Below are 25,876 nucleotides of genomic sequence, written 5' to 3'. Positions count from 1 at the left end.
CTAGCCCGGCAGGCGAACCGGCATGAGCAGGTAGGTGAAGTGCGTGTCCGGAGTGGGGAACGTGCCGTCCTCGCCGCGCTCCGGCAGCTGTTCCGGCTGCGGGATCATGATCGCCGGGCGGGAGGCCTCCGTGAAGCCGAACACGACGCGGTCGGTGCCGATGACCGACAGGCCGTCGCGAAGATAGCCCGCGTTGAACGCGATGAGCAGCTCATCCACGCCGGTGAATGCGGCCTCGAGCGTCTCCTGGGCGGCACCGGAATCCGCGCCGGAGGAAAACAGCGTCAGCTCGCCTTCCTTGAAGTGCATGCGCAGCTGCGCGTTGCGGTCCGCGACCAGGCTGACGCGGCGGATGGACTCCAGAAGCGGCGCGACCTCCACCGACGCGATCGCCGTGTGCGTCTTCGGCAGCAGCGGCGCAACGTTGGGGAAATCCGCGTCCAGCATGCGGGTGGTGGTTTCGCGGTTGCCGGTGTGCAGGCCGAACAGGCCGTCGCCACCGATGTTGTCGGCAGTGCCCGCGGCGAGCTCCACCGGATCGTCGATGGACGTGTCCAGCGTGCGAGCGTTGTCCAGCAGTGTCTTCGCCGGGACGAGCAAGTCCGCCTTGACGTCCGGGCTGGTCGGCTCCCAAGTCAGGTGGCGCTGCGCCAGGCGGAAGCGGTCCGTTGCCGTGAGGGTGACATTCTCACCGTCGATCTCCAGGTGGATGCCGGTGAGCATCGGCAGCGTGTCATCGCGGCCGGCGGCGGAGGCCACCTGGGTCACCGCGCCCGTGAGCGCCGCCGGAGAGATTCGACCCGTGACCTCCGGCAGGTGCGGCAGCTGCGGGTAATCGTCCAGCGCAATCAGCGGGAGTTCGAAGCGGGAGGAACGCGCCTTCAGCGTCATCACCTTGGAATCGGTGGAGACCTCGATGGCGTCGTTAGGCATGGTGCCCACGATGTCCGCGAGCAGCTTGCCGGCTACCGCCACGCGGCCCGGGTCGTTGACCTCGGCGCCGATGCGCACGCGGGTGGAGACCTCGTAGTCGAAGCCCGCGAACTCCAGGCCGTTGTCGTCGGCCGTAATCACAACCGCGCGCAGCACCGGCTGCGTCGACTTGGTGGGCAGGCTGCGCGCGACCCACGCCGCAGCGTCTGCGAGCTCATCCTTATGGACGCGAAACGACACATTGTTGTCCATGACTGCGCAGTCTCCTTTGGCATGTTTGGCATTTCGGGCAGAGCCAGATCGGACACCACTCTACATTTGTGATTCACCCGCGCGCACTCTGCCTATCGACGCCTCACCTCCGGTTCGCCGCCGAATGTCAGGGCCGGGCCGAAGATTGCACACCCTTTCTTTCTCCAGATTGAATTACAAGAAGTAAAGAGGGGAACAACAGTAGGTCCTGGGGAATCTGTGGATTGCACCGGTTTTGTGCCGGTCGCACGGCGTGTCGCCTGTGTGATTTAGGTTGTGGATAACTTGTGGATAAGTCGGGTCCCCTGTGGATAGTTTTTCGGGTGCGTTGAAATTACACAAACGGAACCGCGTTCATCCACCGGTTATGCACACGCTGTCCCCAACCTTCGAGTATGTGACGGCGGTTACACTGTGATCTACTTAGCCAAACTACATCGGTGTAATTACACAGGTGTGGATAGGCCTGTGGAGAGTGGTACGGAAGTGATTGTTGTTGCTTCCCGCTAGGCCAAAACCACAAACCCTGGGACCCAAAGCCTGGGAATGCGCAAAAATCGCACGATCTCAGGGTCTGCCGAAGTGTGGGGCCCGGGACCGTGTTCCCCTCCCCTGGCGCCCCCCAATCCGCGGATCCAGCTAGTGGCACCTCGATTTTCGCCCTCAGAAGGCGATTAGCTGGGTCCTTGTAGCTGGAAACTCGCGCGTGAGATGCGAAACCGCCGGAGAACCCCGGCCCCGACCTACCGCGCGTGCATGCGGGCGCGGTTCTTGATCACCTGCGTGAGTTCCTGGATCTCGTCGTAGGTGCCGCGGTTTTCCGTCATTTCCTTGCGGATCTTGCGGTCTGCGTACATGACGGTGGTGTGGTCCTTGCCGCCGAATTCGTCGCCGATCTTCGGCAGGGACAGCTCGGTCAGTTCACGGCACAGATACATGGCAATCTGTCGCGCGTGGGCGACCTGCCTGGTCTTTCCGGCTCCGGTGAGCTGGTCCAGGGAGACCTGGAAGTACTCGGCGGCGGCATCCTTGATGGCGTCGGCGGTGATGTTGACGTCGCCTTCGTCGGGAAGGATGTCGCGCAGTGCTACTTGGGCGACTTCCATGGTGATCGGCTCGTTGATCAGCGACGAGTACGCCGACACACGGATCAGCGCGCCTTCGAGTTCGCGGATGGAGGACTCGAACTGGGAGGCAATGAGCTCGAGCACGGCGTGGTCGACCTGGGTGCCGTCCGCGGCCGCCTTCTTCATCAGGATGGCGATGCGGGTTTCCAGGTCCGGCGGCTGCACGTCGGTGATCAGGCCGCTGATGAAGCGTGTCCTCAACCGGTCCTCGAGCGTGGTCAGCTCTTTCGGCGGCCGGTCGGAGGACAGGATGATCTGCTTGTTTGCCTGGTGCAGAGCGTTAAAGGTGTGGAAGAACTCTTCCTGGGTGCCTTCCTTGCCCTCGAGGAACTGGATGTCGTCGACCATGAGGATGTCCAGGTTGCGGTAGCGCCGCTTGAAGGATTCCTGGCGGTCGTCGCGCACGGAATTGATGTAATCGTTGGTGAATTCCTCGGAAGAGACGTACTTGATGCGCAGTCCCGGCTGCAGCACGCGGGCGTAGTTGCCTGCGGCGTGCAGGAGGTGGGTTTTGCCGAGACCGGAGCCGCCCCAGATGAACAGGGGGTTGTAGGCCTTCGCGGGGTTTTCGGCGACGGCGACGGCGGCGCCGTTGGCGAAGCGGTTGGACGAGCCAATGACGAAGTTTTCGAAAGTGTACTTCGGGTTCAGGCTGGCTTCGCGGTCCGGGTCGTGCGCGGGTTTCTCGCGGGGGATGCGGCGGTCCACTGGGTCCACGGTGGGGTGCGCATTTGCTTCTCGACGACGCCCCGCCACCTGGGCAGCGTGCATCTGCGCCAATTCGTCCAGGCCCATGGGGATCTGCTCCCCCGCCGCCGGCGCTTCGACGTGGGATTGGGTGGGCTGCCAGCTCGGCTGCGGCGGCTGAACAGGCTCAGGCTCCGGTTCGGGTTCCGGCTCGGGCGCGGCGACGGAGACGGCCAGGGCGTAGGGCTGGCCGGTGTGGGACGACAGCAGCGCCGTGATGTGGGGAGACAGGGACTCCTCAATGACATTTTTCGCGGCTTGGTGGGGTGCGGAGAGGAGCGCGTAGCCGTCGACAAGCACGACGGGCTTCATCAGCCGCAGGTAGGCGCGCTGTTGGGGGGTAAGCGTGGGTACTGACGAGGTGGCCTGCTCCGAGAGGCGCAGCAGCTCGTCGACGACGCCGCGCCACAGGTCCTCGAGGTGTTGGTCCGCCAACGTCGTCTCCAGTCTGTTCCTGTCTACATTTGCAATCCACAACTCTGCTCGCCCGCTCGGCGCGCTGCCACCTGCTGTTCCACAGAGTTATCCACAGGTGTGGATACTTTAGCAGCGCGGTTTGTCCACAGGGTCTGCACGCCCTGTGGATAATTGTGTGTGAGGTTTTGCACCGCTGTGACCTGCCTAAACAACAATTTTTCGGCGAAAGTCTCAACCGGTACTTCACAGTTATCCACAGGCCTGTGCATCCCCAGGCTGTGCGATTGTGGTGATTGCTTCATTGTTACCCGCTCCGACCTCGGGCTGTCGAAACTTCGCCGAGTCGCGTTTTTGTGGATAACTCGTCGCGTCGAACAGCTGTCCACATACTCCCAGCCCTCGCGCAGGGTGCGGGGAGGATTTCCCGTGCCACCTGCGAAAAAACACACCGTTGTAATTACGGGGGTACCCGATCGCCCCTGGAAAAAAGTGCGCGTGTTGATTTGGCCGGGGCGCACAAATTCGCGTAGTCTTAACCCCGTCTTTACGTCGGTTGTACCGGCGTACATCTGAGAGCACCGCCCCCGCCGGGCACCGGGCCGCTTGATCCAAGGCGAGCTGGCGAAGGCGCTGCACGCGAACTGCGCTCCAACTTCGGAGCCGAACCGCAATCTCAACGCAACGTTTCACATTTGGAACGGCCACTTCCCCGGGAGGCTTTTGACGAGCCGTCGGCTGTTCATGACCGCACAAGGAGTCCACCGTGTCTAAGCGGACTTTCCAGCCGAACAACCGTCGCCGCGCACGTAAGCACGGCTTCCGTGCCCGCATGCAGACCCGCGCCGGCCGCGCCATCGTTTCCGCGCGCCGCAAGAAGGGCCGCGCAAAGCTGACGGCATAGTTTTAACCCGCGCGTGTTACCCCGCCCGCACAAACTTTCTTCCTCCGCAGACTTCAAAGCTGCGATGAGGAAGGGTGTGCGCGCGGGGTCTCGCACGTTAATGGTGCATGTGCACCAGCGCGGCGACGTAGTCATCCAGGGAGGGCCGCGCTTCGGCCTGGTGGTGTCCAAGCAGGTGGGCAATGCGGTGACGCGTCACGCCGTGTCGCGGAAGTTGCGGAATGTGGTGCAGCAGCGGGAGCTCGTCGATAAGCTTGAGCGCTCCTGCGATGTTGTGATCCGCGCCCTGCCGCCCGCCGCCGCCGCAACCAGCGACGAGCTCGCGCGCGATCTTGAAAAAGCGCTGGACAAAGCGCAAAAGAAACGATAATGGCCTACTTCAACTTCGCCGGCGGCGAAATCCCCGTGGCGAGGAGGCCTGTGGCGAAACTGCTGGTGGGGCTGATTCGCGGTTACCAAAAGTGCATCTCACCCCTTAAGATGGGCGGGACGTGCCGTTTTATGCCAGTATGCAGTGCGTATGCGCTCGAAGCCGTGTCACGCCACGGGGCGGTGCGCGGCGGCGCAATGGCCGCGGCCAGGCTGTGTAAATGCGGGCCCTGGCACCCCGGCGGCTACGACCCGGTGCCGGGCAGCATTGAAATGAGTGAGGAGTAACACCGAAACGTGCTGAATTTCATTTATTCGCCGATTTCCTGGGTGCTGAGGTTCTGGCACGAGGTTCTCGGCTTTGTCATCCCCAAGGATTCGGGCATCTCCTGGATCCTGGCCATCGTTTTGCTCACCTGCACGGTGCGCCTGCTGCTGCTGAAGCCGATGGTTAACCAGATGCGCAACATGCGCAAAATGCAGGAGATGCAGCCGCGGATGCAGGAGATCCGCGAGAAGTACGCGGGCGACCAGCAGAAGATCGCCGAGGAGACGCAGAAGCTCTACCGCGAAAACGGCACGAACCCGCTGTCGTCCTGCATCGTGCCGATTGTGCAGCTGCCCATCTTCATCGGCCTGCTGCACGTGCTGCGCTCCTTCAACCGCACCAGTGAGCTGGGAATGTCTGTGGAGGAAAACCGCTCCACCGCCAACTACGCCTTCCCGGCTGAAGACGTGCAGTCTTTCCTGGACGCGGACTTCTTCGGCGTGCCGCTGTCTGCGTACATGTCCATGCCGCAGGAAGCCTTCGCCGCCTTCGGCAACGTGGATCTCACCCGCGCGCAGATCGTCGCCGTGTGCCTGCCGCTGGTTGTGCTGTGTGCGGCGTTTACGCACCTCAACGCCCGCATCATGGTCAAGCGCCAGGAGGCCCGCAAGGCCGCCGGCAAGGGCCCGAAGCCGCAGGGCGAGATGGCCGAGATGATGCAGAGCCAGATGGGCATGATGAACAAGATGATGATGTGGTTCTTCCCCGTCATGATTCTTGCCACCGGCGTGATCTGGCACATCGGCCTGCTGTTCTACATGCTCACCAACAACGTCTGGACGTTCTTCCAGTCCATGTGGCTGAACAACAAGATGGACGCCGAAGAGGCCGCCGAGGAGGCGCGCAAGGTGGAGCTCAAGCGCACCACCGCCCCCGCCCCGGGCGCGCGCACCAAGGACCGCCGCACCAAGAAGCAGCGGAAGCAAGGTAAGTAGCAGTCGCTTATCGACGCATGTCCCGGCCCGTTTTCGGCCGGGACTTTTTCATGTCGGCGGGCCGACTACAGTGTTGTGCATGTCGGATACCTCCCCTGCAGCCGCAGCCCAAGTCTTCGGAGAACGCCTCGGACTGGCCGAGGCCTACCACCGCTCGTTGGCCACCACGGCCGCCGAGCGCGGCTTTATCGGGCCGAAAGAGGTGGACCGCCTGTGGGAGCGCCACATCCTCAACTGCGCGGTGATCGCGGAGGCCTTCGAGCCCGGGCTGAAGGTCGCGGACATCGGCTCCGGCGCGGGCCTTCCCGGCATCCCGCTGGCGATTGCACGGCCGGATCTTTCCATCACGCTGATTGAGCCGCTGCTGAAGCGCTCCACGTATCTCAAAGAGGTCGTCTCCGAGCTGGGCCTGGAGAACGTGACCGTGGTGCGCGGGCGCGCCGAGGAGCAGCCCAAGGCGGAGTTCGACGCCGTCACATCCCGCGCCGTCGCCCCGCTGGGTAAGCTCGCCGGGTGGTCCATTCCGCTGCTGCAGGGCGGCGGGTACATGATTGCGATGAAGGGCGAATCCGTGGCCGAGGAACTCGAGCGCGACGCGAAGGCCATTGCGAAGGCAGGCGGCGGCGAGGCGGAGATCTTTACCGTGGGCGGATCCGTGCTGGAGCAGCCCACCACGTTGATTCGTATCCAGCGCAGAAAGAAGGGGGCGTAGATGGAAAACTACGACGAGACTCCTGTGATGGAGGCGGCGATGCGCGCGGCGCGTGTGACGTCGAGAAGCGAAACGCTCCCGAAGCCGGACCAGCCGCGCGTGATCACCGTGGCCAACCAGAAGGGCGGCGTGGGCAAGACCACCACCAGCGTGAACCTGGCGGCCGGGCTGAGCAAGCAGGGCCTGAAGGTACTGGTGATCGACCTGGACCCGCAGGGCAACGCGTCGACCGCGCTCGGTGCGGAGCACACCTCCGGCACCACGTCGAGCTACGAGTTGCTCATCGGCGAGGCCGAAGCTTCCGACGCGGTGCAGCCGCACCCGGAGAACCCGAACCTGTTCTGTATCCCCGCCACCATCGACCTGGCCGGCGCGGAGATTGAGCTGGTGTCCATGGTGCGGCGCGAATACCGCCTGCACGACCAGATCCGCCGCGGCTTCTTGGACGAGCACGGCTTCGACTACGTGTTCATTGACTGCCCGCCGTCGCTCGGGCTGCTCACCATCAACGCGATGACCGCGGTGGACGAGGTGCTCATCCCCATCCAGTGCGAGTACTACGCGCTCGAGGGCGTGGGCCAGCTTTTGGGCAACATCGGCATGATCCGCGAGCACCTGAACAACAACCTGCACATCTCCGGGATCCTGCTGACGATGTACGACGCCCGCACCCGCCTTGCCGCCGACGTGGCCGACGAGGTGCGCGGGCAGTTCGGCCAAGTGGTGCTGAACAACGTCATCCCCCGCTCCGTGAAGGTTTCCGAGGCACCCGGCTACGGCCAGACCGTCATCGATTACGACCCCGGCTCCCGCGGCGCGCTGGCCTACTTCGACGCGGCGAAGGAGTTGGCCACCCGCGGCGACTACCAGCCCCACCCCACTACCGGCCCGATCGGCGTGAGCCCCGAGGTCTACAACCAGCTCGACTCTGAGGAGGACTAAGCAATGGCAGAACGCAAGGGCGGCCTCGGCCGCGGACTGGCGGCGCTCATCCCGTCGACGCCGTCGGACATCGATAAAAACGGCAAGACCCCGGGCATCGGCGGGGGTGCCTCCGACGTGATCTTTGGCAAGGAAGCACCCAAGCCTGACGACGCACCAAAGAGCGCCCCCAAAAAGAAAGTCCAGGGCGCCCCGACAGTGTCCGCCAAGCGTGACAAGGTGATCCAGCCCGTGCCGGTGGGCGCGCGCTACCAGGAGATCCCGGTCGGCCAGATCATCCCCAACCCGAAGCAGCCCCGCCAGGTCTTTGACGAGGACGAGCTTGCTGAGCTGGTCCACTCCATCCGCGAGTTCGGCCTGCTCCAGCCCATCGTTGTGCGCGACACTCCCGAGGGTTTCGAGCTGATCATGGGCGAGCGCCGCTGGCGCGCCGCCTCCAAGGCCGGCCTGAAGCACATCCCGGCGATCGTGCGCGAAACCTCCGACGAGGACATGCTGCGCGACGCGCTGTTGGAGAACATCCACCGCGTCCAGCTCAACCCGCTTGAAGAGGCGGCCGCCTACCAGCAGCTTCTCGACGAATTCGGCGTGACCCAGGAGCAGCTCGCCGACCGCCTGGGCCGCTCGCGCCCCGTGATCACCAACGCGATCCGCCTGCTCAACCTGCCGGTGGGCGTGCAGCGACGCGTCGCCGCGGGCGTGCTTTCCGCAGGTCACGCGCGTGCGTTGTTGGGCATCAAGCTTGGCGACGACACCGCCGACGCCCAAGGCCAACTCGCCGACCGCATCGTCGCCGAGGGGCTGTCCGTCCGCGCCACGGAAGAGGCCGTGTCCCTGATCAACGCAGGCGGCAAGGTGCCGGACAAGCCGAAGCGTCAGCCCGCCCCGCAGCCGGAGTACCTCACCCGCGCGGCCGATTCACTGGCGGACATCTGGGACACCAAGGTGTCGGTGACCATGGGCAAGCGCAAGGGCAAGATCGTGGTCGAGTTCGGCGACAAGGACGACTTCGAGCGCATCATGGGGCTCATCCAGGGCACCGACTAGGCGAGTAAAAGGTATCTCACCCGGATTTGTTCACTGGGGGTATGAACAAATCTGGGATTTGGCGGTTTTTACCTGGGGGAAATGAACAAATTCCCTGGTCACAGCGAAATTGGTTCACGGCCGAGACCGGGGCGGGTGAACAATTTCGGGCAGCCCCGCCGCTAGGCGTGCTTTTCCTCCCGCAGCAGCTCCTTGAAGGAGTAGGTGCCGGTGGGCCGGTTGTCGTGGTCGAGTAGGTAGAGGCGCTTCACGGCCACCACGACGGCTTCGGCGATGGCGTCGCGCTCGTTTGGGTCGGTGAGGATGGCCAGGTCCCCCGGGTTGGTGAGGTAGCCGGCCACAAGTTCCACCGACGGCATCCGGGTCATGCGCAGCATCTCCCAGGTGCGGGCGTGGTTGCGGCAGTTCTGCAGCTGGGTGCGGGCGGCGACCTCGCGCTGGATGTAGCTCGAGAGCGTCTCCCCGGTTAGCGACGAGCTGCCCTTCTCGGAGCCGAAGTAGAACGTGGCCACGCCGTTGGCTTTCTCATTCGGGTAGGAATCCAGGCGTAGCGAAATGAGCAGGTCCGCCTTGAACCCGTTGGCCAGGTCGGCGCGCTGCTTGTTGGAGGGGTTGTCGCCGCGCGGGCGCGACAGGATGGTCTCCATGCCGGCGGCAACCATGCGCCCCTCGATGCGCTGGGCCAAATCCCACAGGATTTCTTCCTCTGTGATGGGGCCGTACGGGCCGTCCACCACCAGGCCGCGGTCGGTGCCGCCCAAGTCGGGGTCGATGACCACGCGCTTGCCGCTCAGGTTCGGGCCGGCCTGGCGCACGGTCTCGCGCTCGCGGATGGCCTGGGCGGACCCGCCGGTGATGCGCCGGCCCAGAAGCGACAGGGCGCGCAGCGTGTCGGGGCCGCACACGCCGTCGTCTTCCAGCCCGGAGTTGAGCTGGTAGTTCATCAGCGACTCGTAGGTGTGCGGGCCGAAGCGGCCGTCTATCCGGTGCGGGTAGAAGCCCAGCTCGTGGAGCTGGGATTGCAGCTGCCGGACATCGTCGCCGACCATTTCCTGGCCGGGCTGGTAGCTCAGCACGCGCGCGCCGAGGGTGTAGGACGCTTCGCGCAGTTCCCGCAGCGTCGCCGAGTCGATGGTCCCGGTGGGCACGATGCCGCGGGATTGTTGGAAGGCTTTGACGGCTTCGCACAGCGTGTCGTCGTAAAGCATCTCGGCTTCAGTGAAGCGGCGGGTGGAGTCGATCTCGCCCTCGTAGCCGTCTAGCAGGCCCAGGCGAGCGAGGGACATCCGGACCTCGGCGACCCGTGTGCTGGAGTCGCCAACGCGCAAAATGTCTTGCATGCGGGCCTTTCTATTCGGATGGACAGAATCAGTCTACGCGCCGCTAGAGCTGCGCCTGAATCTTGGAAACGATCTCGGATTTGGGGCGCACACCCACGAACTCGTCGACCTTTTTGCCGTCCTTGAACAGCAGGACGGCGGGGATGGACATGACTTGGAACATGGCACCGAGCGCGCGCTCGTTGTCCACGTTGACCTTCGCCACCTTGACTTGGCCGGCCATCTCCGCGGCGACTTCGTCCAGCAGCGGGGAGAGCTTGCGGCACGGGCCGCACCACTCTGCCCAGAAGTCCACGAGCACCGGGGTGTCCGCCTCGATGACCTCGTTTTTGAAGGTTGCTTGGGTCACATCAACTGGTGCGTTCATGCGCGCTAGTCTACAGCGCCGCCAGGTAGTGCTGTGCGTCCAGCGCGGCGCGGCAGCCGGCGCCGGCGGCGGTGATGGCTTGGCGGTAGGTTTTGTCCACCAGGTCGCCGCACGCGAACACGCCTTCAACGCTCGTGCTTGTCGACGGCTCCGCCACCTGAACGTAACCACCCTCGTCCACGGCAACCTGGCCGGCCAGGAAGCCGGAGCGCGGGTCGTGGCCGATGGCGACGAACAGCGCAGTGGCATCCAGCACGCTTTCTGCGCCGGTGACGGTGTTGCGGATGTTCAGCCCGCCGACCTTGCCGTCCGCCTCCACCACGGAGTCGACGACGGTGTTGGTGAGGATCTCGATCTTGTCGTTTTCGCGTGCGCGCTCGAGCATGATCTTGGAGGCGCGGAAGTTCTCCGAGCGGTGGATGAGTGTGACCTTGGAGCCGAACTTGGTCAGGAAGGTGGCCTCCTCCATGGCGGAGTCGCCGCCGCCGACGACGGCGATGTGCTGGTCCTTGAAGAAGAAGCCGTCGCAAGTGGCGCAGGTGGACACGCCGCGGCCGGTCAGCTCCTCCTCGCCCGGGATGCCCAGGTGGCGCGGCGCGGCGCCGGTGGCGAGGATGACGGCACGGGCCTGGTAGACCTCGTCGTCCACGACGACCTTTTTAACGTCGCCGGAAAAGTCCACGGAGTCCACCAGCTCCTGGCGCAGGTCCGCGCCGAACTTCTCGGCCTGGGCGCGCATGTTCGCCATGAGATCCGGCCCCATGATGCCGTCTTCGAAGCCGGGGAAGTTCTCCACCTCGGTGGTGTTCATCAGCTCGCCGCCGTACTCGTAGCCCTCGAACACGAGCGGTTTCAGCTCCGCGCGGGCGGCGTACAGGGCGGCGGTGTAGCCGGAGGGGCCGGAACCGACGATGATCAGGTCGTGCACCTCGTCGGTGCCGGTGGTGGCGGCTGCGGGCGCCGGTGCCGCATCAGTTTGCGGGGTGACAAAGTTGAAGCCGGGGGAAGTCATAGTTGCAGATCTTAGCGCGCCGGCGCCGCCTCCCCTATCGCCGCTGCGACGGCCTCGCGCGCCCGGTAGCGGCGCGACTTCACGGTGCCGGGTTGCACCCCGAGTTCCGCGGCGGCGTCGCCGACGCTCATGCCCGCGACGTCGATGAGCCACAGCGCTTTGCGTTGCGCCTGCGGCAGCACCGCCAGGGCCTGCCGCATGGCCATGGTGCGCTCCATGTTCTCCATGGGGTTGTAGGCGAGGTACTTGTTCGCGTCGATGTCGACGGTGTCGTTGTCGTCCAGGCTGCATTGGGCGCCGGAGCGGCCGTCTTTGCGTTGGTGGTCTATCGCCGCGTTGATGGTCATGCGGTGCAGCCACGTGGACAGCTTCGCTTCCCCGCGGTAGGTGTGCATGCTGCGCGCCGCCTTGAACAGGGCATCTTGGACGATGTCCTGGGCGTCCTGCTCGTTGCGCGCGAAGTTGCGGGCGGCGAAGTACATGCGTTTGCGGTGGCGCCGCACGATGAGCGCGAAGGCCTGCCGGTCCCCTGCCAGGTAGTTCGCCACCAGCTGCCGGTCGTTGATGTAGTCCATTTTCCCCCCAAAAATTCAGTTGCCCCCACTATGCCCCGGCCCTAGACCCCCTGCCTAGGGCCGGGTGCGCATTTCAGTGGACAACCTCGTGGCCGACCAGCGAGAGGTTCTTCACATCCGTCTCTCCGTCCACCTTCAGCACCACGCGCAACAGTGGTTCGTTGGTTTCCACGTCGGCGCTGATCTGGCCGCCCCGCAACTTGCCCTCCGCGATCACGGGCGGGTGCGCGGTCTCCTGCTCTGCCGGCACGCCGTACAGGGTGTAGTTGGCGGTACCGGAGGCGTCGATAAGCACCTGCTCAAGCGTGAACGCCGAGCCGTCCTCAGGGGTGAATTGCACGGAGCTGTCGTCTAAGACCTCCATGTTCAGCGGGCCGATTACCACCGGCATGCCCGGGTCGCGCGTGGTGGTTGTGGGTGCGGCCGACGGACGGTCCACCACGTTTTCGCCGGAGACGAAGTCCACCAGGTACGTCGTGAGCACGCCCACCAGCACCGCGGCGATGACAGCGGCGAAGGTGAGCAGCCCGATGGTCACCGGGCCCATGGTGCGGCCGCCGAAGCCGCCGCGCAGCGCGTCCGGGTCCTCCACGTGCTCGGCCACCGGCTCGACTGGCTCGTAGATCTCCACCACCGGGATCTCGTCAGTTGGGGCGTCCTCGTTGGGCACCGGCAGGTTCGCCGCCTCGTACAGGGCGCGCTCGATGTCGCGGAAGGCGGCCTGGTCCACCGCGTCCGCGTCCACGAGCGCGCGGGTGCGGGCGGTGACATCGTCCAGGTCGTCGGAGCTGACGTTGCTGGTCAGAAGCGTCAGCGCGGAGGCGAAGGACTCCGCGTCCGTTGCCGGGGTGGCGTCCGGCAGCACCACCGGGAACGCCAGGCGCACGTGGCCTTCGTGGTCGATGCGCAGCTGCTGGCGGTTGTCCAGGCCCAGCGGCACGTCCGCCTCGTGCGCCGCCGCCATGGCACCAGCCAGCGGTGCCAGCGCGTTGGCCACGGCCTCGGTGTGCAGCGTCTGGCCGGACTCCGCCACGGCCTTGACCGAGGAGCCCTCCACCCAGTCCGCCACCACGAGGGCGCCGGAACGGTAGGACAGAATTTCAATGTTCTCGGCCACCGCAGGCAGGTGCAGCTTGGCCATCTTGCGGGTGCGCCGCGCCACGCCGGCGGCCTTCAGCGCCGCCTCGCGCGGGGTAGCCGGGGCCATCGGGGCGGCACCGGTGGTGTCCACGAACGTCAGCGCCACATCGCGGCCGGTGGCCACTTCCCTCGCCTGCCAGAAGCGCGCGCCGGTGGAGGCGCCGTGGTCGCGGATCAGGCGGAAGCGCCCGTCGGACACGCTCGCGCCCGGCACCAGACGCGGCCCGCGGACCACACCGGCGGACATCGGCGGCGGCACCGGGGAGGCGTTGAAGGTGTCGGAGGCGAGGAACTGGTTGGACACGTCCCGCGGGTCCGCCTCGCCCACTTCGAGTGCGCGGTCCTCGTCCGGGCGGATGAAGCGCCCCAGCACCGGGATGCGCTGCAGCGCGCGGCCCAGGTTCTGCACCTCGGGCAGCTTGGAGCGCGACAGCACCAGGCCGGTGACCACCAGAAACAGCAGGCCGAGCAGGACCACCTCGATGAGGTTGCCCAGGCTGGGGGCACCGATGAGGCGCCCGAGGGCCTCGGGCAGGTGCAGGCCGGCGACGTCGCGAAGCAGCCAGCGCACACCGAAGATCACCGCAACACCTACGAGTGCCGCTGCCACCGCCCAGATGGAGGTGCGCAGCACGTCGCTGGAGCGCAGGGTGCCCAGCTTGCGGCGCAGCAGCAGCGCGCCGATGAGCGCGCCGGCGACGAAGCCGAAGCCGTTTGCCGCACCGAGCAGTACCACCACGTGGCTGGGGTCCTGGGCGATGTACGGCGCGAGCGCGGACAGCAGGATCTTCGTGCCGGTGATGCCGGCGATGATGAACGTGGGCGTCCACGCCTCTTCGCGCGCGTAGAACACGCGCAGGTGCAGCATCACCAGCGCGTACGGGATCAGGGTGAACGAGGACGCGGAGATGGTCAGGCCGAGCAGGTGCGCGGCCTGGGGGCTGAACGAGCCGTAGGCGAACAGGGCGTGGGCGATGTCGGGGCCCAGCGCCGTCATGAAGATGATGATGGGGATCAGCGCGATGAACGTCAGCTTCGTGCCCATGGTCAGGTCCGCGACCACGGCTGCGTCGTCGCCGTCCGCGGCGTTGCGAGACATGCGCGGCATGATTGCGGTGAGCAGGGTGACGCCGATGATGCCGTACGGCATTTGCAGCAGCATCCAGTGCTGCTGGTAGATGAACTGTGCCGCCGCGTTCGCGTCAAACGCGATGCGCGAGGTGATGACGTAGCCGAACTGGCTAATCGCCACGTAGGTGATAATCGCCAGCGCCATGCCGCCGAACTGCTTGAGGCGCTCGTCAATGCCCCACAGCGGGCGTAAATCGATGCCCAGCTTGCGCAGCGCGGGCAGCATGATCAGGCACTGCACCACCACACCAGCCGTGGTGCCAAGGCCCAGCAGGAGCACGTGCGGATTGCTTATCGACGTCGGCGCCGCCGGGTTCAGCCGCCCCGGCAGCGCCATGTACGCCACGAGCACGGCAATGGAGACGACGTTGTTGGCCACCGGGGCCCAGGCGCCCGGGCGGAAGTGCTCCTTCGTGTTCAGAATTGCCATGAACAGGGAGAACATGCCGTAGAAGAAGATCTGCGGCAGCACCAAATACGCGAACGACGTGGTTTGGACGAGGTTGCCTTGGGAGTCCTCGTCCATCATCATCCGGCTCAGCAGCGGCGCGGCCGCCACGGCGGCGACGGTGACCACCGTCATCAGCGTCAGGGTCAGCGTGAACAGGCGGCGGATAAACGCCGCGCCGTGGTCCGCGTCCTCCTTCTCCGCGCGCACCAGCACCGGCACCACCAAGGCGGTGAGCACGGAGCCGAGCACGATCTCCGTGATCAGGTTGGGCAGGGTGTTGGCTGTGTTGAAGGACGCCGCCACCACCTCGCCGAGCGCCGCGCCGATGAGCACGGTGCGGATGAACCCGGTGATGCGCGAGATCAGGGTGGCCACGGCCATGGAGCCGGTGGCGCGCACGACCTTCTCCCCGCCCTTGGCGGTGGGCTCCTCCTCGCTGGCCTGGGGCTCGGCGACAGCGACAGTGCCCGCGGCTACGGTGTCAGCGGTCTGCGGCGGGGCGATGGTCTCGCCCTTGGGGCTGGTGGTCAGCAGCGACTTATCCGGCGCGCCGTCCTCGAGCTCCTCGCGCGCCGGTTTGGTTTCGCGCGGCGCCGGCACCGGCGCTGGCGGCGCTGGCGTGACAATGCGCCGGCGCAGTCCCTGTTCCGTCACTTGGTTCTCCGATTCTTAGGTCTGCTGGCTTCTGGTTCTCGTTCGCTGTTTGCAGGCGGGCTGCCCCGCGCGCCGCGCAACGCGATGACCACCAGCAGCCCGGCCAGAACCAGCGCGGCGATGGCGAGCCAACGGCCCACCGTGATCCGTGTGGTGCGCACGGAGATGTCCACGGGCTGCGAAATCGGCTGCCCGTTCGCGCTCGCCAGGTACAGATTCAGGTCCGTGCCGCGGGAGCTTTCCGGCAAGTCCGCGGTCATCTGCACCGTGACAGACCCGCGGGCCGGGATGCGCAGCACCCCGGGCACGTGCAAGCGGGCGTCCGCAGGCCCGGAGAAGTTGATGGAGGTCTCCACCGGCAGCGGCAACCCGTTGCGGGCCACGATGAGCAGCGGACTGGAATTGGAGGTGCGCGTGTAGACGTTCCCGGGCGGGATCAGGTCCACCGCCGAGCGCAGGTCTCCCAGCGCGGCACGCGAGGCGCCGAGGTGCTCGCTGGTGGCCGCCGCCGCGTCGCTGTAGCGCGACATTGCCCGGCGCTGCCCGATGGCCAGCGCCTGCAGCAGATCGCGTCGCAGCGGCAGGGTGAACCCGTAGCGGGTCAGCGCAATGCCGGGATCCGGCACCATCAACCCGGTCAGGTCGTTGATGAACCCGGCCTGCTGGGTCACCTGCAGCACTTCCGCGTCGGTGAACGCGGTGGGGTCCGTGCGCTCCGCCGGCTCACCCGCCGGTTGAACATCAGCTGGCGCGTCCAGGTAGGTGCCAAACGCCATGGGGTGCGCGCCCGCGCCGGTGACCAGCTCGGCCACGGTGCCCAGCACGGCGGCGGCGGTGTCCGCGTCCCAGTTCACCGGCGGGGCGACCATGATCGGCTCCGGCTGCTCCCCGGAGTCGCCCGGCACCCAGGCAGACTGGGCGGCCAGACGCACCGCGGCGGCGGCGTTGGTGTCGCGGGCGGCCTTGGAGTCCACGGCGTAGTTGTAGCGCAGGTTCTCCTCTGAAAAACCGGTGGTTTCGGGGTCCACGCCGGTGGCGGCCAGCACAGTGGCCAGAGAGGACTGGTAGCCCACCGTCATCACTCCCGGCGCGATCCAGCCGTAGTTCTTGCCCTCGGCGGCGGCCAGCACGCGCACCGGTTGCTGCGGAGCGGGTGCAGCCGACCCGGCGAGATCCGCCATGTCTGCGCGCTCCAGGGCGCTTTCAGACCCGTCGTGCTCTTCCTGCACCCCGGCCGCTTCGGCGCGTTCCCACGCGGCCTGCATGCCTTCGTCCATGACGGTGGAGCGCGAGTGGTCTGCCCATCCCAGCGCCGGCGCGGTGCCATCTTCGACGTAGCCTGCGCCGGTGACCACGGTGTTGAGGGTGCCGGCGGTGCCCAGTACGCGCTGCAGCACGAACGGCCCGCGCTCCACCGCCTCGCGCATGAGCCACTTGTCGCCGGTGCGCGCCACGGCGTTCAAGTCCGCGTTCGCCCACGGCAGCGACACCACGCAGCCGGTGGCGGCGATGTGGCGCACCTTGTCCAGCCACACCTTCGCGTCGTCCGCGCCGGTGCCGGGTTCGCCGTCGAGGGCGCCCTCTCCTCCCCACGAGTCGCGCAGCCGTTTCGGTTCCTCAACCACGGCGGGGCGCTCGTCGTCGACGGTGTAGCCGTGCTGCATGCGATCCACGGTGTCGATCAGCGCCGGGTCCAGCGCCACGCAGGTGGCGTAACCAACTTCCGGCGTCTGGGCCGCCTCGATGTACTGGTCCACCAGCTTGCTCAGCCGCCCCTCGGGCGCGAGTTGGCCGGCCAGCGAGTCGTTCGCCAGCACCAGCGGCTGCGTCTCAGGCGCCTCGCCGGTCTCGCCGGGCAGGATGTCCACGTCCGCGGTCACCGGGTACAGCGCGGTCAGCTCCGCGGCCCGGATGTTGTCCCGGACGCCCTTGACGCCCATGTGGAAGCGGTCGGTGTCGAGGGGGGCACCGGAGGCGTCGAGAAGCTGCAGCATGATTGGGTACGTGCCCACATCCGGCAGGTCGAGGCCTAAGTCCATCTCGATCTCCAGCGAGTCGCCGGGGGCCAATTGCTTATCGACGTCACGCGCGTCCCCCACCACCGAATACTCTTGCGGGCCGGCGATGGTTGCGTAGCGCTGCTCCATCACAGAGGCCACCGCCGAGGCTCGGCGCGGGACCACGCTGAAGCCCTCGAGCATGTCCTCCGAGTGGTTGGTCACGCGAAGTTTCACGTGAAACGGATCGTGAGCGGAGATGGCGCGCGGGGCGTCGACGACCTCCACACTCGCCTGCTCGCCTTCGGACGGGCGCACGGCCAGGTTCGCCCACTGTTCCGTCACTTCCGGGTTGTCCGGCGCCAGCGGCACGGCGGGGGCGGCGAGCACGACGGCAGCCAGCGCGGCGTACCGGTTCATCGCGGAGTTGCCCTTCCGGCCTTCTTTTCCTTCCTGGCCAAGTCCGGCATCCGGTCGTAGGCGATGCGCGCGAGCTTGCGCTCATCGGCGTACGCGAGGTGCTCCATCAAATCGCTCATGGGCACCCACGCCACCTCGGTGACCTCTGGGTCCTCGTCGTTGAACACGCCGTCGACGTAGCGCAGCAGGTTGTGGTGCACCGTCTTGTGAATGCGCACGCCGTCGGAGACGAACCAGTAGTCGATCGTGCCCAGGGTGTCGAAGGCCTCGCCGGTGATCCCGGTTTCCTCCCACACCTCGCGTTCAGCGGTGACCCACTGGTGCTCGCCGTTTTCCACGTGGCCTTTCGGCATGGACCACAACAGCCGCCCGCGGCGGTCCAAGCGGCCGATGAGCGCGACGTAGATGCGGCTCATGTCCACCTTGCCGTCCTTGCCCACGGCCTCGGCCATGCCGGAGACCACCAGGCCGCCGGCCGAGGTCTCGTCGCGCGTCTCTATCGACGAATCGTGCTGCTGGTACTTCGACTTGCGACGATTGTGCTGCTTGCGCCCGCCGCGGGAGTTCTTTCCGCGGCGGTTATTGCGCTTCCGCTTCGGCTTGTCTCCCGGCTGCTGTTGCTGCTCGGCGTGTTTGCCCCCGCGCCGGCGCCGCGGCCGGCGCTTACCGCCGCCGGAGCCCCCCTTGCCGTTAGAGGGCCCCGGTACCGGGCGCTGGTTGTCACTCATTCGTGTCATGGTATCGGTCTTTCGGCCGGTTGTGGTACTTCCCGCGCGGGGGTGGCGGGTATCGTGTCCCGGGTGACGCAGAAGCTCTTCGATATGCCAGACCCGACCGACCCGCTTGCCGCCCCTGCGCTGATGGCGAGGGCGCAGGATGTCGTTGCCAAGCATGCTGCTCTGCTGGAGCCCCTCGCGCAACTGTTTTCCGGCCGCGGCGAGACCTTATATATGGTCGGCGGCTCGGTGCGCGACGCGATGCTCGGCCGCGGGGTGCACGACCTCGACTTCACCACCTCCGCGCGCCCCGAGGTAATCCAGGAGATCCTGGACGAGTGGGGCGAGAAGGTGTGGGACACCGGCATCGAGTTCGGCACCGTCTCCGCCATCCGCCGTGGCGAAACTGTGGAAATCACCACCTTCCGCTCCGACCTCTACGACGGCGTGACCCGCAACCCCGAAGTCACTTTCGGCGACACGCTCGAGGGCGACCTCATCCGCCGCGACTTCGCCTGCAACGCCATGGCCATTGAGCTTTCGCTTAACGACGAGCTCCGCCTCTCCCCCACCTTCCACGACCCCGTCGACGGGCTTTCGGACCTTGTGCAGCAGGTGCTGGACACCCCACAGGAGCCCGAAGTGTCGTTTAGGGACGACCCGCTGCGCATGCTGCGCGCGGCCCGCTTCGTCTCCCAGCTGGGCTTCAGCGTGGCCGACCGGGTGTTCGACGCGATGTGCGACATGGCGGGCGAGATCGAGCGGATCACCGCCGAGCGCGTACAGGCTGAGCTGGACAAACTCATGCTCGGCGCGCGTCCCTGGGAGGGCATCGACCTACTGGTGTCCACCGGTTTGGCCGGCTACATCCTGCCCGAGATTCCGGCGCTGCAGCTGGAGACCGACGAGCACATGCAGCACAAGGACGTCTACCGCCACTCCCTGACCGTGCTGCGCCAGGCCACCGAACTCGAGGACGAGGGCCCGGACCTGAAGCTGCGCTGGGCGGCGCTGATGCACGACATCGGAAAGCCCGCCACTCGCGCGCCCAAGGAGGGCGGCGGCGTGACCTTTCACCACCACGAGGTGGTCGGCGCGAAGATGACCCGCAAGCGCTTAAAGGCCCTGAAGTACCCGAAGCACGTCATCACCGATGTGGGCCAACTCGTGTTCCTGCACATGCGCTTCCACGGTTTCGGTGAGGGTCAGTGGACCGACTCCGCCGTACGCCGCTACGTCACCGACGCCGGCGAATTGCTGCCCAAGCTGCACAAACTCGTCCGCGCCGACTGCACCACCCGCAACGCCAAGAAGGCCGCGCGCCTGCAGCGAACCTACGACCACCTGGAGGAGCGCATCGCCGACATCGCCGCCAAGGAGGACCTCGCGCGCGTGCGCCCGGACCTGGACGGCAACGAGATCATGCAGATCTTGGGGCTCAAACCCGGCCCCGAGGTGGGCAAGGCGTGGAAGTATCTCAAGGAGCTGCGCTTGGAGCGCGGCGAGCTGGACCACGACGAGGCCGTCGCCGAGCTGAAAGCCTGGTGGGAGAAGGAAAATGCCTGAGTATTTCTACGCTGACCGCCTGTTCAACGCATTGGAGCGGGTTGATCCTGAGCCGGGCATGCTGCTCGTTTCGGCGCCCGGCATGTTCTCTCCCGAGTTCGCCCGCACCGTGGTGCTCGTGCTGGAGCACGACGCCGACCACACGCTCGGCGTGGTGCTGAACCGCCGCAGCGAGGTCGCGGTGGCTAACGTCATGCCTGGCTGGGAGGAGCTGGCCTCCAGGCCGCAGGCCGTGCACATCGGCGGGCCGGTCAGCCCCCAGTCTGCGGTGGGCCTGGGCGTGACGACGGCCGGCGCGTCCGAGAACCCCTACCTCAACCGTCTGGCCAACCGCCTCGTCCTCGTAGACCTGAACGCCTCTCCCGCCGAGCTCGTCTCTGAGCTCGACGGCATCCGCATCTTCGCCGGCTACGCCGAGTGGGCGCCAGGCCAACTTGACGACGAGATCCTTCGCGGCGACTGGTTTGTCACCCCCGCCCTACCCTCCGACGTTGTCGCTCCCGCGGGTGCGGATCTGTGGGGAGACGTGATGCGTCGCCAAGCAATGCCTTTGCCCCTGTTCGCCACCTTCCCCGCGCACCTCGAGGACAATTAGTGGCCGTTTCACGTGAAACATCGGCCGAAATTCGGCTGGGGCTTCGCGACACCTGGCTGGTCGCCCTCGGTTTGGTGCCGCTCGGGCTGGCGTTCGGCCTGCTGATGACCCAATCCGGCTTCGCGTGGTGGTGGACCCCGATCTTTTCCACCGTGATCTACGCCGGGTCGATGGAGTTTCTGGCCATCGACATGGTGCTCACCGGAGTCGGCCCCGTTTCGTCCGCGATCACGGGGTTCATGGTGAACTTCCGCCACCTGTTTTACGGGCTGACCTACCCGCGCTCCGCGATCCGCCGCGGTTTGCCGTCGGCGTACGCCACCTACGCGCTCACCGACGAGGTCTACGCCATCACCTCCACCCTCCGCGACCGCCCCTCAGGCCCGCGCCTTTTGACCATTTCCATTGTTTGCCAGATCGCGTGGGTGGTTTCCGGCATCGTCGGCGCCCTGGCTGGCGCGGTCATTCCTGCGGGCGTGGAAGGCTTCGACTTCGCCCTGACCGCCCTGTTCGCTGTGCTAGCGTTCGAGGCGTTCCAGGCCAGCCGCGATCTCTCCGCTCCCCTGATCGCCGGCAGCCTCGCTCTGGCCGCCGCGGTTGTGCTGCCCGGCCAGGTAATCATCGTGGCGCTGGTGTCCTACTTCTTCGTCCTCTTGCTGCGCTTCTGGGCCTCGCGTGTTGACGACACCCTGACCTGGCGGCTGCCATGAGCGACTATGGCCTCTCCGACGGCATCTCCCTCGGCATGGTGGCCGCGGTGCTCATCCCCGTAGGGATAGTCACCGTGCTGCTGCGCGCTCTCCCCTTTTCCATACTGCGCGTGCTCAAGGGCAGCCCGTTCATCGACTTCCTCGCCGTGCTCATGCCGGTCGGCGTGATGACGGTCCTCGTGGTTTACACCCTCGTCGGCCACGCCGGTTCGCCTGCCCACCTCGCCTCCGCACTCGTGGCTCTGGTGGCAACCCTGCTGCTGCACTGGTGGAAGCGCCGCTCCGATGTGTCGATTTTCGTCGGCACCGCGCTATACATGCTGTTGGTGAACGTGGTTTTCTAACTTGTGTGTTTCGTTCAGCTACAGGTGAATGGAAATCAGAGGCCCTGCGATAGATGTGATTTAATGACGGTAGTCAGGTAACTGGCACCATTCCGTAAGCTTCTACCTAGGAGATCCCCATGAAGCGCTTTACTGCCGCTGCCCTCGCCGCAGCCACCGCATTTTCCCTCGCCGCCGCTCCGGCACAGGCAGCCGATGACGTCGCCTACCTGCGAGGGCTGAACAAGCCGGGTGGGTCCTCTGCTGTGACCGACACTGAGCTTGCTGGCTATGCTGTAGCTGCTGGGCTTGTCGAGGGTCTCAACAAGGCGGATCTGACGAACAACCAGGGCCTCACTTCCTCCGTGCGCGACATGGTGGAGCGCGACGAGAAGAACAACACCAACAAATTCAGTGACGCTTCTAAGGGCGTGCTGAACAGCTCCCTGAAGAATGACGCGAACAATGGCTACAAGCTCGGTACCACCTTCGAGATTCTTCTTGGCACGGGTATCGCTGCTGTCCTCCTTGCAGCTCTGGGCGGCGCTGCATACGCAGGCGTGATCCCGGGTGTGCAGCTCCCGTTCTAAGTCCCAGCGCTTAGACCCAATATCTGAACTCCTCTCCCCTGCTCGGGAGGGGAGTTTTTCGCATCTGAAGGTATGTATATCGTCACAGAAGGTGGAGACGTTACATCTCCGGAAAGTCTTGAATACCTGCGGAAACGTGTGTTTTACTGTCTCGAGCCCGGTTCCGGGTAATTTACCGTCAGATTCGTACAAAGGAGTTTCTAGTGAAGCGCATTACCGCAGCTGCTCTGGCCGCAACCACCGCCCTGTCTCTGGCGGCCGTCCCGGCACAGGCTGAGGAGGGCAACCAGAAGGACCTTTCCGACATCGTGAGCCCGGATCGCGCCTCCGATGTCACCGATGGCCACCTTGCTGCCGCCAAGTTGAGGGCCGAGGCTCGTGAGCTCCGCAACGAAGGTTCTGGCTACTCGGGCCCGTACAAGAGCTCCTCTGAGAAGAATCTGGTGCCGAAGAGCGCTAAGTCCTCCCTGAAGAACGATGTCGCACGTGGCTACAAGCTCGGCACCACCTACGACATCCTGGTCGGCACCGGCATCGCCGCGGGCGTCTTGGCACTCGTTGGTGCCGCCGCGGCCGCAGCGGGCAAGATTCCGGGTGTCCCGGGTGTGCCGGCCGTCGAGCAGTTCTTCTAAGCCTCGCTAGTCGTTGAAGGACCAGTTGCACTCCTCCATGGTGCGCATGATGTCGTCGCGCCGCGGCAGGGAATAGTTCGTGGACACGAAACGCGTCCCGTCGCCGTAGACAAAATGGATGTCGGAGTGCTCCTTCAGCGTCTTCAGATAACCCTCCGTGACCAAGGAGTGGCAGGCGGAGCACAGCGGCAAAAGGTTCTCCAGGTCGGTCAGACCCCCGGTGGCCCAGTCCTCGATGTGGTGGATCTCAATGAAGCGCGTGTGCGTGCACCCGGGTGCGGCGCACTGACCGCCCCACATCGCTAACAACGCGTTGACCTGACCGTTTGTGGCGAGACGCTGTTTTCGTCCGGTGTTGAGGATGAGGCCTTCGGAGTTGACCGTTGAGAGGCGGACGTCCGCGTTAGCAAGCAAGTTCGCGATGGCTTTCGACGGCGCGCCCACGTTGTTGGGCATGTAGCCGCGCCCGTCCGGGGTGGCCAGGATGTTCACGTGGGCACCCGGCGTTGTTAGCGTGTTGCGCGGCGTCGCACGCGCCATGTGGACGATGCCCATGAGGGCACGCAGGAGCATGCGCCCAATCGGCAGCCCGTATCCGGAGACTGTCTTTCGTGCGGGGCGGTTCTCCTCCACTTCCTCGGCGCGCTCCAGAGCGATATCTATTTCTCCGTGAACTTCGGGGTCCAGGTCGTTGAGTACTTCGTCGAGGTCGCAGTACGCGATCTCCCCGATCTTCAGTGCGGCCATGAACGCAGTGCCGTCCGCGGCGTTGAGGTTGCCGTGGAAAGCGATGTCGCCGTTATCGCGCTTGTGCAGGCTCAGGTAGTACTGCGGGCTGTCGTCACCCTCCCCGTCCTGCGGCTTCTTCCCCGCTAGCGCACATTCCAGTTCGTGGTAGCCCATCTCGAGGGCGAGATCTACCAAGTCACGCTCGTTTTCGGCGGTCATGTACTTCAGCAGCAGTCGCACCACCGAGTAGTTCAGCGCACCCTCCGTGAAGTGTTGCTGCAGGTAGCTAAAGGGACGAAGGCGGTGGGCGACGCTGACGTACTCGTGCGCGGTTGAGGAGGACACGCCCAGGCGTCGCACGAGGAAGTGTGCGGTGGTTGACGAACCGCATTCGATAGCAAGTGCGAGTTCGTCAAACGTTTGTATTGCGGACAATAGCTCTGCTTTGTTCTGGGTCATTGCGCGGTGCGAGTCCTCGATTTGCTGGCTCAACGCGACGGCGATCGGGTTAGATTCGGTGGATAATGCGGCGGTCATTATGGCCCCCTTGAGGCGAATGCGAGTTCGATTGCGGACATTATAAAACTCGCGTCCGACATTCCTCTGACCTGCTGAAATGCGGTTTTCAACTCGCGCTATAACTTGCCCGCAACTCCGCATTGCGGACAAGTGGGGGCGAACCAACTATTGGCTATTGCTTATCGACGTCAACTCCGCCTTCCCCCACCCCTCAGCCCATGCCACCACTCCACATTGCGGACAACGCCGCCATCACCAATAGTTGGTACGGGCCAACGAAAAGGTCCACATTGCGGATAAATGCGGGTCTGACTGGTGGGGTGTCGGTAGCGTGGTGTTTACAGCCGTCAAACTAACGGACAGGTAAGGAAGAGGCGCCCGATCATGGAGAAAACTCACCGCACAGCGTATATCTACCCGATTTTGTGGCGGTTTGGATCGCAACACCGTTTATGGGTGATCGCGTTCCCATGTGGGTCCAGTGGATCTATTGGGCCGGCTTGATCGCGGTATCTGTTCTGGGGCTTGTTATCGCGGTGCGGGATAAGCGCCCCCTGCTGGGTATATTGTCTGTTCTTACCCTGCTTGCCTGGCCGATCATTCTCGCGGTGGCGTTGTCGTCCGGTCCCTTTGCCTGATGGGTGTGCTGGCGCACCTGCCGATGCACAGACCTTGCCCCTACGACTCCGCATTGCGGACAAATGGGCCCGCACCAACTATTTAATTTTTCAAGCTGTTCTTCTCAACCACCCGGAACCAGATGCGCCCCTCCTCCTGCTTCGGCGGAATGAGCCTGACGGGAACCGGATCGCGGAGCGGGAAGTCGTAGTAGTCCTCGCGGATCGCCTGGTTGATGTTGCGCTCCTCTACCGTGTCGCTGACGTTCAGGCTGTAGCGAATTTCGTGGAGTGCGCGCTTGTATACCTGTCGGCGAATCCTCGGCGCGAGATTCTTCTGTTCCACCGGCTTGTCGATGTAGCGGCGGGGTCCGCTGGGGGTCGGAACTTCGATGATGACTGAGTTGTGGCGCCAGTCGTAGGTATCTCTGCGGTCGGAGCCCTCACTGCGCCAGTCGGGGTTGTAGCGGATCCGGACGGCCACAGCCATGCCGTCGATGAGGTCGCGGCGGAACCAGATGAAGGCCTGGCCAGGCTTCAGGGCGAAGATGAGGGCGAACCCGGCCGCGATCGGCAAAGCGAATGCAAGCATGAAGCCTGGAAGGCCGAAGATGCTCTCGAAGAGTCCGACGTACTTCTCCATGACAAACAGAATCGGCTGGCCAATGTACCGCAGGAGCAACTCAATGATGGTGTCGAAGAATCCGTCCATGGGCCAAGAATAAACGCCCGCCGGGTGGGGCGGGCGTGGAAAGCCGGAGGGACGTCGATAAGCTATTGCAACTTTGCTTGCGCCTCGGACCAAAGGCCCTCGAACTCCTCCTCGCTGAGGTGGGTGGCGGTGATGCCCTCCATGGAGTCGTAAGTGCGTGGGTGCGGAACGGTGCCCATGGGTTGGTTCGCTTGGCCGATGACGCGGCCGTCGACGTAGATGCCCGTGATGGTCTCGGCCGGGTCGAGTTCAATCATGCGCACCATGGTGCACTCGTGGGCTGAGATTTCCTCGAGCTCGGCGATGTTGAGCAGCTCGCCGCCGAGTTCGGGAACGTTGTAGTGGATGCGGACGAAATGTTTCACGTGAA

25 protein-coding genes are annotated in these 25,876 nt (G+C 65.2%); 13 read left to right on the top strand and 12 right to left on the bottom strand.

All coding sequences use genetic code 11. From position 1 onward, the window contains the following. Nucleotides 1-1,185: a DNA polymerase III subunit beta gene (dnaN, locus tag NUW87_RS08420; protein ID WP_269028042.1), complete on the bottom strand. Its 1,185-nt coding sequence runs from the start codon at nt 1,183-1,185 to the stop codon at nt 1-3. Between the two features lie 743 nt (nt 1,186-1,928). After that, nucleotides 1,929-3,494 carry a chromosomal replication initiator protein DnaA gene (gene dnaA / locus NUW87_RS08415; RefSeq protein ID WP_269028041.1) on the bottom strand — a complete coding sequence of 522 codons (1,566 nt, stop codon included), beginning with the start codon at nt 3,492-3,494 and terminating at the stop codon, nt 1,929-1,931. Nucleotides 3,495-4,239: 745 nt separating this feature from the next. On the opposite strand from dnaA, the gene rpmH reads away from it, so the two are divergent. The 7 genes from rpmH to NUW87_RS08380 all read left to right on the top strand — a co-directional run bounded on the left by rpmH (nt 4,240) and on the right by NUW87_RS08380 (nt 8,710). Continuing rightward, nucleotides 4,240-4,377, top strand: a complete 138-nt coding sequence (gene rpmH / locus NUW87_RS08410; protein ID WP_034996682.1) for a 50S ribosomal protein L34 — start codon at nt 4,240-4,242, stop codon at nt 4,375-4,377. Between the two features lie 13 nt (nt 4,378-4,390). Then, nucleotides 4,391-4,747: a ribonuclease P protein component gene (gene rnpA / locus NUW87_RS08405; protein ID WP_269028040.1), complete on the top strand. Its 357-nt coding sequence runs from the start codon at nt 4,391-4,393 to the stop codon at nt 4,745-4,747. After that, entirely contained in the window at nt 4,747-5,034 is a 288-nt protein-coding gene (gene yidD / locus NUW87_RS08400) for a membrane protein insertion efficiency factor YidD (protein ID WP_269028039.1), read from the top strand. The genes rnpA and yidD overlap by 1 nt, the downstream gene beginning before the upstream one ends. 9 nt (nt 5,035-5,043) lie before the next feature. Then, a complete protein-coding gene (gene yidC / locus NUW87_RS08395) occupies nt 5,044-6,009 on the top strand; it encodes a membrane protein insertase YidC (protein ID WP_269028038.1) in 966 nt (321 codons plus the stop codon). 79 nt (nt 6,010-6,088) lie between these two features. Beyond that, complete coding sequence (rsmG, locus tag NUW87_RS08390; protein ID WP_269028036.1) at nt 6,089-6,721, top strand: 16S rRNA (guanine(527)-N(7))-methyltransferase RsmG; 633 nt, start codon at nt 6,089-6,091, stop codon at nt 6,719-6,721. Then, entirely contained in the window at nt 6,722-7,663 is a 942-nt protein-coding gene (locus NUW87_RS08385; protein WP_269028035.1) for a ParA family protein, read from the top strand. Between the two features lie 3 nt (nt 7,664-7,666). Continuing rightward, nucleotides 7,667-8,710: a ParB/RepB/Spo0J family partition protein gene (locus tag NUW87_RS08380; RefSeq protein ID WP_269028034.1), complete on the top strand. Its 1,044-nt coding sequence runs from the start codon at nt 7,667-7,669 to the stop codon at nt 8,708-8,710. 161 nt (nt 8,711-8,871) lie between these two features. On the opposite strand, the gene NUW87_RS08375 is transcribed toward NUW87_RS08380, so the two are convergent. The 7 genes from NUW87_RS08375 to NUW87_RS08345 form a co-directional block, all read right to left on the bottom strand. Further along, the gene (locus NUW87_RS08375) at nt 8,872-10,050 is read right to left on the bottom strand and encodes an N-acetylmuramoyl-L-alanine amidase (RefSeq protein ID WP_239219518.1); all 1,179 of its coding nucleotides are present in this window, start codon (nt 10,048-10,050) and stop codon (nt 8,872-8,874) included. Nucleotides 10,051-10,093: 43 nt separating this feature from the next. Beyond that, nucleotides 10,094-10,417 carry a thioredoxin gene (gene trxA / locus NUW87_RS08370; RefSeq protein ID WP_269028032.1) on the bottom strand — a complete coding sequence of 108 codons (324 nt, stop codon included), beginning with the start codon at nt 10,415-10,417 and terminating at the stop codon, nt 10,094-10,096. Nucleotides 10,418-10,427: 10 nt separating this feature from the next. Next, the gene (trxB, locus tag NUW87_RS08365) at nt 10,428-11,429 is read right to left on the bottom strand and encodes a thioredoxin-disulfide reductase (RefSeq protein ID WP_269028031.1); all 1,002 of its coding nucleotides are present in this window, start codon (nt 11,427-11,429) and stop codon (nt 10,428-10,430) included. Nucleotides 11,430-11,440: 11 nt separating this feature from the next. Then, nucleotides 11,441-12,004: a sigma-70 family RNA polymerase sigma factor gene (locus NUW87_RS08360; RefSeq protein WP_063937076.1), complete on the bottom strand. Its 564-nt coding sequence runs from the start codon at nt 12,002-12,004 to the stop codon at nt 11,441-11,443. A 73-nt stretch (nt 12,005-12,077) separates the two neighbouring features. Beyond that, nucleotides 12,078-15,380, bottom strand: coding sequence for a murein biosynthesis integral membrane protein MurJ (locus NUW87_RS08355; protein ID WP_377734579.1), 3,303 nt, complete (start codon nt 15,378-15,380; stop codon nt 12,078-12,080). Beyond that, nucleotides 15,377-17,797 (bottom strand): DUF6049 family protein, encoded by a 2,421-nt coding sequence (locus NUW87_RS08350; protein ID WP_269028029.1) that lies wholly within the window; start codon nt 17,795-17,797, stop codon nt 15,377-15,379. The genes NUW87_RS08355 and NUW87_RS08350 overlap by 4 nt, the downstream gene beginning before the upstream one ends. After that, on the bottom strand, nt 17,794-18,525 hold the full coding sequence (locus tag NUW87_RS08345; RefSeq protein WP_239219526.1) for an NUDIX hydrolase: 732 nt from the start codon (nt 18,523-18,525) through the stop codon (nt 17,794-17,796). The genes NUW87_RS08350 and NUW87_RS08345 overlap by 4 nt, the downstream gene beginning before the upstream one ends. A 132-nt stretch (nt 18,526-18,657) precedes the next feature. Between NUW87_RS08345 and NUW87_RS08340 the strand changes: the two genes are divergently transcribed. The 6 genes from NUW87_RS08340 to NUW87_RS08315 all read left to right on the top strand — a co-directional run bounded on the left by NUW87_RS08340 (nt 18,658) and on the right by NUW87_RS08315 (nt 22,929). Then, nucleotides 18,658-20,079: a CCA tRNA nucleotidyltransferase gene (locus NUW87_RS08340; RefSeq protein ID WP_377734591.1), complete on the top strand. Its 1,422-nt coding sequence runs from the start codon at nt 18,658-18,660 to the stop codon at nt 20,077-20,079. Next, nucleotides 20,072-20,674 (top strand): YqgE/AlgH family protein, encoded by a 603-nt coding sequence (locus NUW87_RS08335; protein WP_269028028.1) that lies wholly within the window; start codon nt 20,072-20,074, stop codon nt 20,672-20,674. The genes NUW87_RS08340 and NUW87_RS08335 overlap by 8 nt, the downstream gene beginning before the upstream one ends. Then, the gene (locus NUW87_RS08330; RefSeq protein WP_269028027.1) at nt 20,674-21,384 is read left to right on the top strand and encodes an AzlC family ABC transporter permease; all 711 of its coding nucleotides are present in this window, start codon (nt 20,674-20,676) and stop codon (nt 21,382-21,384) included. The genes NUW87_RS08335 and NUW87_RS08330 overlap by 1 nt, the downstream gene beginning before the upstream one ends. Continuing rightward, nucleotides 21,381-21,728 carry a branched-chain amino acid transporter permease gene (locus NUW87_RS08325; protein WP_269028026.1) on the top strand — a complete coding sequence of 116 codons (348 nt, stop codon included), beginning with the start codon at nt 21,381-21,383 and terminating at the stop codon, nt 21,726-21,728. The genes NUW87_RS08330 and NUW87_RS08325 overlap by 4 nt, the downstream gene beginning before the upstream one ends. 119 nt (nt 21,729-21,847) lie before the next feature. Then, nucleotides 21,848-22,297: a hypothetical protein gene (locus NUW87_RS08320; RefSeq protein ID WP_239219533.1), complete on the top strand. Its 450-nt coding sequence runs from the start codon at nt 21,848-21,850 to the stop codon at nt 22,295-22,297. 203 nt (nt 22,298-22,500) lie between these two features. After that, nucleotides 22,501-22,929, top strand: a complete 429-nt coding sequence (locus NUW87_RS08315) for a hypothetical protein (protein WP_239219534.1) — start codon at nt 22,501-22,503, stop codon at nt 22,927-22,929. Between the two features lie 6 nt (nt 22,930-22,935). Here the strand turns inward: NUW87_RS08315 and NUW87_RS08310 are convergent, their stop codons facing one another. The 3 genes from NUW87_RS08310 to NUW87_RS08300 form a co-directional block, all read right to left on the bottom strand. Continuing rightward, nucleotides 22,936-24,195 carry an HNH endonuclease gene (locus NUW87_RS08310; protein WP_269028025.1) on the bottom strand — a complete coding sequence of 420 codons (1,260 nt, stop codon included), beginning with the start codon at nt 24,193-24,195 and terminating at the stop codon, nt 22,936-22,938. A gap of 702 nt (nt 24,196-24,897) precedes the next feature. Beyond that, nucleotides 24,898-25,506, bottom strand: a complete 609-nt coding sequence (locus tag NUW87_RS08305) for a hypothetical protein (protein WP_269028024.1) — start codon at nt 25,504-25,506, stop codon at nt 24,898-24,900. Nucleotides 25,507-25,568: 62 nt separating this feature from the next. After that, nucleotides 25,569-25,871, bottom strand: a complete 303-nt coding sequence (locus NUW87_RS08300) for a hypothetical protein (protein WP_063937066.1) — start codon at nt 25,869-25,871, stop codon at nt 25,569-25,571. Nucleotides 25,872-25,876: the final 5 nt, after the last annotated feature.

The sequence above is a fragment of the Corynebacterium pilbarense genome, assembly GCF_026930265.1.
Taxonomy (GTDB): Bacteria; Actinomycetota; Actinomycetes; order Mycobacteriales; family Mycobacteriaceae; genus Corynebacterium; species Corynebacterium pilbarense.
Note: the sequence above shows the minus strand (reverse complement) of the source record. Positions and strands in the feature narration are given on the sequence as shown.

Excerpts from the sequence above, each read along its gene's own strand:
- rsmG (WP_269028036.1), top strand. The coding sequence starts at position 6,089 with ATGTCGGATACCTCCCCTGCAGCCGCAGCCCAAGTCTTCGGAGAACGC.
- trxB (WP_269028031.1), bottom strand. The coding sequence starts at position 11,429 with ATGACTTCCCCCGGCTTCAACTTTGTCACCCCGCAAACTGATGCGGCA.
- NUW87_RS08335 (WP_269028028.1), top strand. The coding sequence starts at position 20,072 with ATGCCTGAGTATTTCTACGCTGACCGCCTGTTCAACGCATTGGAGCGG.
- NUW87_RS08340 (WP_377734591.1), top strand. The coding sequence starts at position 18,658 with ATGGCGAGGGCGCAGGATGTCGTTGCCAAGCATGCTGCTCTGCTGGAG.
- NUW87_RS08375 (WP_239219518.1), bottom strand. The coding sequence starts at position 10,050 with ATGCAAGACATTTTGCGCGTTGGCGACTCCAGCACACGGGTCGCCGAG.
- NUW87_RS08325 (WP_269028026.1), top strand. The coding sequence starts at position 21,381 with ATGAGCGACTATGGCCTCTCCGACGGCATCTCCCTCGGCATGGTGGCC.
- NUW87_RS08350 (WP_269028029.1), bottom strand. The coding sequence starts at position 17,797 with ATGAACCGGTACGCCGCGCTGGCTGCCGTCGTGCTCGCCGCCCCCGCC.
- trxA (WP_269028032.1), bottom strand. The coding sequence starts at position 10,417 with ATGAACGCACCAGTTGATGTGACCCAAGCAACCTTCAAAAACGAGGTC.
- NUW87_RS08380 (WP_269028034.1), top strand. The coding sequence starts at position 7,667 with ATGGCAGAACGCAAGGGCGGCCTCGGCCGCGGACTGGCGGCGCTCATC.
- NUW87_RS08360 (WP_063937076.1), bottom strand. The coding sequence starts at position 12,004 with ATGGACTACATCAACGACCGGCAGCTGGTGGCGAACTACCTGGCAGGG.
- NUW87_RS08345 (WP_239219526.1), bottom strand. The coding sequence starts at position 18,525 with ATGAGTGACAACCAGCGCCCGGTACCGGGGCCCTCTAACGGCAAGGGG.
- dnaN (WP_269028042.1), bottom strand. The coding sequence starts at position 1,185 with ATGGACAACAATGTGTCGTTTCGCGTCCATAAGGATGAGCTCGCAGAC.
- yidD (WP_269028039.1), top strand. The coding sequence starts at position 4,747 with ATGGCCTACTTCAACTTCGCCGGCGGCGAAATCCCCGTGGCGAGGAGG.
- NUW87_RS08385 (WP_269028035.1), top strand. The coding sequence starts at position 6,722 with ATGGAAAACTACGACGAGACTCCTGTGATGGAGGCGGCGATGCGCGCG.
- NUW87_RS08320 (WP_239219533.1), top strand. The coding sequence starts at position 21,848 with ATGAAGCGCTTTACTGCCGCTGCCCTCGCCGCAGCCACCGCATTTTCC.
- NUW87_RS08305 (WP_269028024.1), bottom strand. The coding sequence starts at position 25,506 with ATGGACGGATTCTTCGACACCATCATTGAGTTGCTCCTGCGGTACATT.
- NUW87_RS08310 (WP_269028025.1), bottom strand. The coding sequence starts at position 24,195 with ATGACCGCCGCATTATCCACCGAATCTAACCCGATCGCCGTCGCGTTG.